Raw genomic sequence first — 10118 nt, forward strand, 5'->3', positions numbered from 1 at the left:
GCTGCTCATCTGTTTATAACTCTGCCTGTATTTGTGAGTTATTCAAATGTTATTAGGTTGCAGCCCTGTAAGAGAGTGGTTTACCGCCTCCCTGTAGTGTGAAACAATCATTCATATATAAGGTTTAGTTTGGGGTAGTCCGGTGATTGATGACGATGGCTACCGCCCGAACGTAGGAATAGTAATTTGTAATCGTCAGGGCCAGGTGATGTGGGCCCGTCGATATGGTCAGCACTCCTGGCAGTTCCCGCAAGGCGGGATCAACCCGGGAGAGTCCCCAGAACAAGCGATGTACCGGGAGCTGTTTGAAGAGGTTGGTTTAAGCCGAAAAGATGTTCGCATCCTGGCTTCGACCCGCAACTGGTTGCGTTACAAGTTACCGAAACGTTTGGTGCGTTGGGACACAAAGCCGGTTTGTATCGGCCAGAAACAAAAATGGTTTCTACTGCAGTTGGTGGGCAACGATTCAGATATCAATATGCAAACCAGCAGTACGCCGGAGTTTGATGGCTGGCGTTGGGTGAGCTATTGGTATCCTGTTCGTCAGGTCGTGTCATTTAAACGCGATGTTTACCGTAGGGTGATGAAAGAGTTCGCAAGTGTTGTCATGCAGCTTCAGGAGATCCCGCCTAAGCCGCAGAGCGCACCTGCCTGGCGACGTAAAAGAGGTTAAGCTACGCAAATCATGCTCACCCGCTTGCGAGAAATAGTCGAGAAGGTGGCCAGTGCGCCGCGTCTGAATGAGGCGCTGAACATTCTGGTTACCGACATCTGTCTTGCGATGGAGACCGAAGTCTGTTCGGTGTATCTGGCCGACCACGATCGGCGTTGCTATTACCTGATGGCGACCCGTGGTTTGAAAAAGCCACGTGGACGCACCGTAACGCTCGCGTTTGATGAAGGTATTGTTGGTCTGGTTGGGCGACTCGCCGAACCTATCAACCTTGCCGACGCGCAAAAACACCCCAGCTTTAAATATATCCCCTCCGTAAAAGAAGATCGTTTCCGCGCCTTCCTGGGTGTGCCGATTATTCAGCGCCGTCAGCTGCTTGGTGTGCTGGTGGTACAGCAGCGTGAGTTGCGTCAGTACGATGAAAGCGAAGAGTCTTTCCTCGTCACGCTGGCCACGCAGATGGCCGCGATCCTCTCCCAGTCCCAGTTGACGGCACTGTTTGGTCAGTACCGCCATACGCGTATTCGCGCGCTTCCGGCGTCGCCGGGCGTCGCTATCGCCGAAGGCTGGATGGACGCCACTCTGCCGTTGATGGAGCAAGTGTACGAAGCCTCAACGCTTGATGAAGCGCTTGAGCGCGAGCGTCTCACCGCCGCACTGGAAGAGGCGTCGAATGAGTTTCGTCGCTACAGCAAGCGCTTTGCCGCTGGGGCGCAAAAAGAGACAGCGGCCATTTTTGACCTCTACTCGCACCTTCTCTCCGATGCACGTCTGCGCCGCGAGCTTTTTGACGAAGTCGACAAAGGTGCGGTTGCGGAGTGGGCGGTTAAAAAGGTCATCGAAAAATTTGCCGAGCAGTTTGCGGCACTGACCGACGGTTACCTGAAAGAGCGGGCCGGTGATTTACGCGCCCTGGGGCAGCGTTTACTGTTCCATCTTGATGACACTATTCAGGGCGCGAATGCCTGGCCAAAACGTTTTGTGCTGGTTGCCGATGAACTCTCCGCGACAACGCTGGCTGAACTGCCTCATGACCGCCTGGCGGGCGTAGTGGTACGCGATGGCGCGGCGAACTCGCACGCGGCCATTATGGTGCGCGCGCTGGGAATTCCCACCGTTATGGGGGCGGATATCCAGCCATCGGTGCTGCACCGACGCACCCTGGTGGTCGACGGTTATCGCGGTGAGCTGTTGGTTGATCCTGAGCCGGTTCTGCTTCAGGAATACCAGCGCCTTATCAGCGAAGAGAATGAATTAAGCAAGCTGGCAGAGGATGACGTTAATCTGCCCGCGCAGCTCAAAAGCGGCGAGCGAATCAAAGTCATGCTCAACGCAGGTTTAAGCCCCGAGCATGAAGAGAAGCTCGGCAGCCGCATCGACGGTATCGGCTTATACCGCACCGAAATCCCGTTCATGCTGCAAAGTGGCTTTCCCTCTGAAGAGGAGCAGGTCGCGCAGTATCAGGGCATGCTGCAGATGTTTAACGACAAACCGGTCACCCTGCGCACCCTTGATGTCGGGGCAGATAAACAGCTGCCGTACATGCCGATCAGTGAGGAAAACCCGTGCCTGGGCTGGCGTGGGATACGCATTACGCTCGATCAGCCTGAGATCTTCCTGATCCAGGTGCGTGCCATGCTGCGCGCGAATGCGGCGACGGGTAACCTCAGCATTTTACTGCCGATGGTCACCAGCATTGATGAGATTGACGAGGCGCGGCGTCTGATTGAGCGTGCCGGCCGTGAAGTCGAAGAGATGATTGGCTATGCGATCCCCAAACCACGAATTGGGGTGATGCTTGAAGTGCCGTCAATGGTCTTTATGCTGCCGCAGCTGGCTAACCGTGTCGACTTTATCTCGGTCGGTACCAATGACCTGACGCAGTATATTCTGGCCGTCGACCGTAACAACACGCGTGTTGCCAGCATCTATGACAGCCTGCACCCTGCGATGATCCGGGCGTTAGCGATGATCGCGCGAGAAGCCGAACAGCACGATATTGATTTGCGCCTGTGTGGTGAAATGGCCGGAGATTCGATGTGCGTTGCAATCCTGATTGGGCTGGGGTACCGCCACCTCTCCATGAACGGCCGTGCGGTTGCCCGCGTGAAGTACCTGCTGCGGCATATCGATATTGAGGATGCCCGCGAGCTGGCTGAACGCAGTCTTGAAGCGCAGCTGGCCGCTGAAGTGCGTCATCAGGTGGCTGCTTTCATGGAACGACGCGGTATGGGCGGCCTGATTCGCGGCGGTCGCTAATACGTACTTTTCCCCTCACTCCGTCCTCGTCCTTTGTGACAGGGCGGCTGTGAGGATATAACACACTCCTCTATACACATCTTTTACATCTCTGGCGCATCCTCCGCGTCCGCCTTATGCTATGATTCGCAACTTTGGAGCCTCTGCTAACAGCAGAATCGCATTTCTACCGCTGTCCACTTTCAGCGGAATAACAACATCTTGTGGTGACAGATGAACAGTGGTTATCTGCATTTTCCGGAATTTGATCCGGTCATTTTCTCAATAGGACCTGTTTCGCTTCACTGGTACGGTCTGATGTACCTGGTCGGCTTCATTTTTGCCATGTGGCTTGCTGGCCGTCGCGCCAGTCGTCCCGGCAGTGGCTGGACCAAAAACGAAGTCGAGAACCTGCTGTATGCAGGCTTCCTTGGCGTGTTCGTGGGCGGCCGTATTGGGTATGTTCTGTTCTATAACCTCCCGGTATTCCTGAACGATCCACTCTACCTGTTCCGCGTCTGGGATGGCGGCATGTCCTTCCACGGCGGGCTGATTGGTGTGATCCTGGTGATGGTGATTTTTGCCAAACGCACCAAACGCAACTTCTTCCAGGTGTCAGATTTTATCGCGCCACTGATCCCGTTTGGTCTGGGAGCAGGACGTCTGGGCAACTTTATCAATGGTGAGCTCTGGGGGCGTGTCGACCCGAGTGTCTCCTTTACCATGCTGTTCCCGGGCTCGCGTGCAGAGGACATGGCGCTGCTGCCGTCTCATCCTGAGTGGCAATCCCTGTTCGATACTTACGGTGTTCTGCCGCGCCACATGTCTCAGCTTTACGAGCTGGCGCTGGAAGGCGTGGTGCTGTTTATCATCCTGAATCTGTTTATCCGTAAACCGCGTCCGATGGGGTCTGTCTCCGGTCTGTTCCTGATTGGCTACGGTGCATTCCGTATCATCGTCGAGTTCTTCCGCCAGCCGGATGCACAGTTCACCGGCGAATGGGTACAGTACATCAGCATGGGGCAGATCCTCTCCATTCCGATGATTGTCGCGGGTGTCATTATGATGATTTGGGCGTATCGTCGTCGTCCACAGCAACAACTTTCCTGAGGAACCATGAAACAGTATCTTGAACTGATGAAAAAAGTGCTCGATGAGGGCACGCCGAAAAATGACCGTACCGGTACCGGCACGCTCTCCATTTTTGGCCACCAGATGCGCTTCAATCTGCAGGAAGGTTTTCCGCTGGTGACGACAAAGCGCTGCCACCTGCGCTCGATCATTCATGAACTGCTCTGGTTCCTGCAAGGCGATACCAACGTTGCATATCTGCATGAAAACAACGTCTCTATCTGGGACGAATGGGCAGATGAAAACGGCAACCTGGGCCCGGTGTACGGGAAGCAGTGGCGCGCATGGCCTACGCCGGATGGCCGCCATATTGACCAGATCACCACCGTGATGAACCAGCTGAAAAACGATCCGGACTCGCGCCGTATTATCGTTTCCGCCTGGAACGTCGGCGAGCTGGATAAAATGGCACTGGCACCGTGCCATGCGTTCTTCCAGTTCTATGTGGCAGACGGTAAGCTCTCCTGCCAGCTCTATCAGCGCTCCTGCGACGTGTTCCTCGGCCTGCCGTTCAACATTGCCAGCTATGCGCTGTTAGTGCATATGATGGCGCAGCAGTGCGATCTGGACGTGGGCGATTTCGTCTGGACCGGTGGGGATACCCATCTCTACAGCAACCATATGGAACAGACGCATCTCCAGCTGACCCGCGAACCGCGCGCCTTGCCTAAGCTGATTATCAAACGCAAACCGGAATCCATTTTTGATTACCGCTTTGACGATTTTGAGATTGAGGGTTATGACCCTCATCCAGGCATCAAAGCGCCCGTCGCTATCTGAGGCTGTCAATCCTGACATAACCGGTGCTGTTTAGCGCCGGTTTTTTTTCGCCTTCTTCCCGCTTTCCGACGCGTTATCCAGAATGTATGCAACGCACTGCAACCGCTTAACTTTCCTTGATAAGGGCTCGTAAAACGGTCATCCGTTGCTCGTCAATTCCAGGCCATTTCGCCACACTCCCGGCATGAAAAAAGAGAACGGTTTTACGCTTATCGAAACCCTGGTGGCTATCTCGCTGGTGGTCATTCTCAGCGCCTCCGGGCTATACGGCTGGGACAACTGGCAACGGCAGCAACGGCTCTGGCAAACTGCCGGGCAGGTGCGTGATTACCTGGTATTTCTGCGCAATGACGCAAACCGGCACAACCGTGACCACCAGGTCACATTGCGGCGCGACAGAGGCGTCACCTGTCTGATGAGCGCATTCGTGCAGGGCTGTGATAAAGGCAGTCCGTTTGTATTTATTCCCCTGTGGCCGGAGGTCACGGTAAGTGAAATAACGCCGTTATTTGGCTTCTATGGACTCAGGGATACGGCATGGGCAGGGCGAATACGCCTGCAAAGTCGTGCAGGAGAATGGCTCGTCATTGTCTCGAATGGAGGGCGAATCAGGATGTGCAATGTCACAGGAGAAGGTTCATGTCCCTAAACCAGCAGGGTTTCTCACTGATGGAAGTTCTGATTGCCACGGCGATCAGCAGTCTGTTACTGATAAGCGCCTCGCGCTTTTTACCGGGCTTGCAGCGGGCTGTTTTACAGCAATCCGGTCAGCGGGAGCTTGAGGAGGAGGTGTGGCAACGCCTTTTTTCCCTCGGCAAACAGCTTCAGCGTGCGGGGTATTGCGCCGGAAACTGTGCGGGGCAGGGACTGACGATCGGCAGGCAAGGTCGCTGTGTCATTGTACGGTGGGATGCAAACAGTAACGGTAACTGGGATAGCTCGTCTTCGGAAAACGACAGCACAGGTTTTCGTCTGGAATCAGGTGCACTGGAGACCCTGCATGGGGCGACCTCGTGTGAGGGTAAAGGATGGGAGAAACTCACTGACCCCAACAGGCTTCTCATCCAGCACTTTGTGGTGAGTCAAGTTGAGCATGCGGGGTTTGCCCCCCAGCTGAATATTGAAATGACCGCCCTTCGTCAGGGCGAGCAGGGGGCCCCCTGTCAGGCTTTTTATGGCGTCACGGGGTACAACCTGTGAACCGGCAGCGCGGGATGTCCTCGCTGGCGCTGGTGTTACTTTTACTGGTGTTGGGCACGCTGATCCTCACCGGCCTCAATCAGCAGCTGACCACGTTTAGCGCACTGGTGGGCGGTGAGAGCCGCTCGGTTCAACAGCAGGCATCCGTGCAGTCAGCGCTTGAATGGGGACGCGTTCAGAGCTGGTTATCTGAGCCTGAGATCCAGTGCAAAAAGGGATCGGCATGGCGAGTTTGCCTGCGGCTACTGAATGAAACGCGTGTGCTGCTTATCGCCGGGAGTGATGACCTGCTGCTATGGCGCAGAGGCGAAATCATCGACGGCAAGATCCATTTCTCGCCACACGGCTGGAGTGATTTTTGTCCGCTTAAGGAGAGTGCGTTATGCCAGCTGCCGTGAGCAGAGAAAAAGGCTTTAGCATGGTTGAGGTATTACTGGCGATGATGCTGCTGGTGATGATTGTCACGGCACTGTCGGGTTATCAGCGGGCACTGGCGACGCGGTTCTCCATGTTTAATCAGTATCGTCAGCTCTGGCATCATGCCTGGAATCAGTCTCAGCTTTCAACAATTGCTCTCCCGGCAGGCTGGCAGGTCAGTCGGGGGCAGACAACACTCTCTGGATGTGTCAGCATCACGGTTACACTTATTTCTCCTCTGGGGCGGCGCGGCGAGATGACGCGTCTGCATTGCCCGGTTAGCCAGTAGTCGGGAGCGTCTATGTTAAGGGTCTACCACTCAAATCGTCTGGATGTGCTGGAAGCGCTGATGGAATTTATCGTTGAGCGCGAGCGGCTTGACGATCCTTTTGAGCCAGAAATGGTGCTGGTGCAGAGCACCGGTATGGCACAGTGGCTGCAGATGTCGCTTTCGCGTAAATTCGGCATTGCCGCAAATATCGATTTCCCGCTGCCCGCGAGTTTTATCTGGGAGATGTTTGTCCGCGTGTTGCCGGACATCCCGGAACAGAGTGCCTTCAACAAGCAAAGCATGAGCTGGAAGCTGATGGCATTGTTGCCGGACATGCTGCAGCATGATGAATTCGTCATGCTACGCCACTACCTCAATGACGACACCGATAAACGCAAGCTGTTCCAGCTGGCATCACGCACCGCCGATCTCTATGACCAGTATCTGGTGTATCGCCCGGAATGGCTGACTCGCTGGGAAGCGGGCGAGCGGGTCGACGGGTTACCGGAGGCGCAAGTCTGGCAGGCACCGCTCTGGAAAGCGCTGGTGGAACACACTGAGAAACTCGGCCAGCCGAAGTGGCACCGTGCAAACCTCTACCAGCGGTTTATCTCCATACTGGAAAACAGCGCTGAGCGACCAGCCCGGCTGCCCTCTCGCGTGTTTATCTGCGGCATCTCGGCGTTGCCACCGGTGTATTTGCAGGCGCTGAGTGCGCTGGGTAAACACATCGACATACATATCCTCTTTACCAATCCGTGTCGCCAGTACTGGGGCGACATTCAGGATGAACGCTGGCTTTCGCGGCTGGTGTCTCGCCAGAGACGACGCCTGTTTGAAGAGCGTACCGTGCCACTGTTTAAAGACAGCGCGTCTGCCGCACAGCTATTTGATGAGCACGGCATTCAAAACCTGCCAAACCCGCTGCTTGCCTCTTGGGGAAAGCTGGGCCGTGACTACATTCACATGCTCTCAGACATCACGTCGTCAGGCGAAGGGGATGTGGATGCCTTCGTCGAGATCGCTCCGGATAGCCTGCTGCATAATATCCAGCTCGACATTCTGGATCTCGAAAACCGCGCCGTCATGGGCGTTACGGCGAAAGAATTTGAACGCAGCGACAGTAAGCGCAAGCTGGACGGCGACGATCGCAGCGTCACGATCCACGTTTGCCACAGCCCGCAGCGCGAGGTTGAAGTGCTTCACGATCAACTGCTGGCGATGCTGCAGGACGATCCTGAGCTGACGCCACGTGACATTGTGGTGATGGTGGCGGATATCGACAGTTACAGTCCTTTTATTCAGGCTGTTTTTGGGAGTGCGACAGGTGAACGCTACCTGCCGTACGCCATTTCTGACCGACGGGCCCGCCAGTCTCATCCGGCCTTGCAGGCCTTTATTACTTTGCTTTCATTACCGGATAGCCGGTTTATCTCCGAAGATGTCCTGGCATTACTTGATGTCCCAGTCCTGGCCGCACGTTTCAATATCAATGAAGAGGGGCTGCGTTACCTTCGTCAGTGGGTTAACGAGTCCGGGGTACGCTGGGGCATTGATGATGACAACGTTCAGGCGTTCGAGCTTCCTCCCACCGGCCAGCACACCTGGCGGTTTGGCCTGACGCGTATGCTGCTGGGCTATGCGATGGAAAGCAGCCAGGGCGAGTGGAATGAAGTCCTGCCCTACGATGAGTCCAGCGGGTTGATCGCTGAGCTGGTCGGTCATTTAGCTTCTCTGCTGATGCAACTTAACCGCTGGCGGCTTGAGTTGATGCAGCCGCGTCCGCTGGATGCGTGGCTCCCGGTTTGCAGGGCATTGCTCAATGATTTCTTCCTGCCGGACAGTGATACCGAAGCCGCTATGGCGCTCATTGAAACGCAGTGGCAGGCAATCGTCGAAGAGGGCGTGAGTTCCCACTATAACGAGGCTATCCCGTTGTCATTGCTGCGCGATGAGCTGACGCAACGGCTCGATCAGGAGCGAATTAGCCAGCGTTTCCTGGCAGGCCCAATCAATATTTGCACCCTGATGCCAATGCGTTCTATCCCGTTCAAAGTGGTGTGCCTGCTCGGAATGAATGACGGTATTTATCCACGCGCCCTGGCGCCGCTGGGTTTTGATCTGATGAGTGCGAATCCAAAGCGGGGTGATCGTAGCCGTCGTGACGATGACCGCTATCTCTTCCTTGAGGCGCTCATTTCGGCTCAACGTCAGCTGTATATCAGCTATATCGGCCGCTCTATCCAGGACAACAGCGAGCGCTTTCCTTCTGTTCTGGTGCAGGAACTGGTGGATTATATCGGGCAGAGCCACTATCTGGCGGGGGATGAAGCCCGTAACTGTGATGAAAGTGCGCAGCGAGTGAAAGCGCATATCACCCGCTTCCATAGCCGCATGCCGTTTGACCCGGTGAACTACGTGGTCAGCGATCATCAGAGCTATGCCCACGAATGGCTGCCTGCGGCGAAAAAAGAGGGGAGAGCGCATACCGATTTCATTCAGGAGCTTGATCCTCGCCCGATAGACACCCTGACCTTTGAACAGCTTCAGCGGTTTTGGGGGCATCCGGTACGCGCTTTCTTCCAGCAACGGTTGCAGGTCAATTTCCGTTCTGAAGAGAGTGAAATTCCTGATGCAGAGCCGTTTACGCTGGAAGGGCTGGAGCGGTATCAGTTAAACCTGCAGTTGCTGAACGCGCTGGTTGAAGAGGAAGATGCCGACAAGCTTTACCGCCGCTACCGTGCTGCGGGGCAGTTACCCTACGGGGCGTTCGGAGAAATTGTCTGGGAGGCGCAGCGCCAGGAGATGGAATCTCTGGCAGAACGCGTGAGGGAATGCCGGCAACCCGGAACCAGTCTTGAAATCGATCTCAACTGCCAGGGTGTGCAGCTCACGGGCTGGCTAACTCAGGTACAGCCGGATGGGCTCCTGCGCTGGCGTCCTTCCATGCTTAGCGTTTCACAAGGTTTGCAACTCTGGCTCGAACATCTTGTCTACAGTGCTGGCGGCCATAAAGGCGAAAGCCGTATTTTTGTCCGCAAAGAGGGCGAATGGCGCTTTCCGCCGATGGACGCAGAGCAGGCGTTACGTTATTTATCCTTGTACGTTGAAGGCTATCTGCGGGGAATGAATAAACCGCTCCTGCTACTGCCCGAGAGCGGTGGCGCCTGGATAAAAGCTTGTTATGACGCACAGAATGATGCCATGTTAACGGATGACGCTTCACTGCAGAAAGCACGGAGTAAATTCATGCAGGCGTATGAAGGTAACATGATGGTGCGCGGCGAAGGTGAGGATGTCTGGTATCAACGTTTATGGCGAACGCTTGAGCCTGAATACTTCGAGGCTATCACGGAAGAAGCACAACGCTACCTGTTACCGTTGTTCAAATTTAATCAGTCCTGAGCG

General features: G+C 55.3%; 9 protein-coding genes. All 9 read left to right on the forward strand.

Translation table 11 applies throughout. The features are described 5' to 3' along the window. Nucleotides 1–142 precede the first annotated feature (142 nt). The 9 genes from rppH to recC all read left to right on the forward strand — a co-directional run bounded on the left by rppH (nucleotide 143) and on the right by recC (nucleotide 10115). Nucleotides 143–673 (forward strand): RNA pyrophosphohydrolase, encoded by a 531-nt coding sequence (gene rppH, locus QRN24_RS11055; RefSeq protein ID WP_013098553.1) that lies wholly within the window; start codon nucleotides 143–145, stop codon nucleotides 671–673. Between the two features lie 12 nt (nucleotides 674–685). Then, entirely contained in the window at nucleotides 686–2932 is a 2247-nt protein-coding gene (gene ptsP / locus QRN24_RS11060; RefSeq protein WP_014171450.1) for a phosphoenolpyruvate--protein phosphotransferase, read from the forward strand. 213 nt (nucleotides 2933–3145) lie between these two features. Next, nucleotides 3146–4021, forward strand: a complete 876-nt coding sequence (gene lgt, locus QRN24_RS11065) for a prolipoprotein diacylglyceryl transferase (protein ID WP_284942709.1) — start codon at nucleotides 3146–3148, stop codon at nucleotides 4019–4021. 6 nt (nucleotides 4022–4027) lie between these two features. Beyond that, nucleotides 4028–4822: a thymidylate synthase gene (thyA, locus tag QRN24_RS11070; RefSeq protein WP_014171447.1), complete on the forward strand. Its 795-nt coding sequence runs from the start codon at nucleotides 4028–4030 to the stop codon at nucleotides 4820–4822. A gap of 184 nt (nucleotides 4823–5006) precedes the next feature. After that, the gene (locus tag QRN24_RS11075; protein WP_032680368.1) at nucleotides 5007–5471 is read left to right on the forward strand and encodes a prepilin peptidase-dependent protein; all 465 of its coding nucleotides are present in this window, start codon (nucleotides 5007–5009) and stop codon (nucleotides 5469–5471) included. Then, nucleotides 5462–6022 (forward strand): prepilin peptidase-dependent protein, encoded by a 561-nt coding sequence (locus QRN24_RS11080; RefSeq protein WP_025203343.1) that lies wholly within the window; start codon nucleotides 5462–5464, stop codon nucleotides 6020–6022. Before QRN24_RS11075 ends, QRN24_RS11080 begins: the two co-directional genes overlap by 10 nt. After that, complete coding sequence (locus QRN24_RS11085; protein ID WP_032680370.1) at nucleotides 6019–6420, forward strand: DUF2509 family protein; 402 nt, start codon at nucleotides 6019–6021, stop codon at nucleotides 6418–6420. The genes QRN24_RS11080 and QRN24_RS11085 overlap by 4 nt, the downstream gene beginning before the upstream one ends. Continuing rightward, the gene (locus QRN24_RS11090) at nucleotides 6405–6728 is read left to right on the forward strand and encodes a prepilin-type N-terminal cleavage/methylation domain-containing protein (RefSeq protein ID WP_014171443.1); all 324 of its coding nucleotides are present in this window, start codon (nucleotides 6405–6407) and stop codon (nucleotides 6726–6728) included. Before QRN24_RS11085 ends, QRN24_RS11090 begins: the two co-directional genes overlap by 16 nt. Nucleotides 6729–6740: 12 nt before the next feature. Continuing rightward, nucleotides 6741–10115: an exodeoxyribonuclease V subunit gamma gene (gene recC, locus QRN24_RS11095; protein WP_150342949.1), complete on the forward strand. Its 3375-nt coding sequence runs from the start codon at nucleotides 6741–6743 to the stop codon at nucleotides 10113–10115. Nucleotides 10116–10118: the final 3 nt, after the last annotated feature.

The organism is Enterobacter sp. MEB024, assembly GCF_030209635.1.
Taxonomy (GTDB): domain Bacteria; phylum Pseudomonadota; class Gammaproteobacteria; order Enterobacterales; family Enterobacteriaceae; genus Enterobacter; species Enterobacter ludwigii.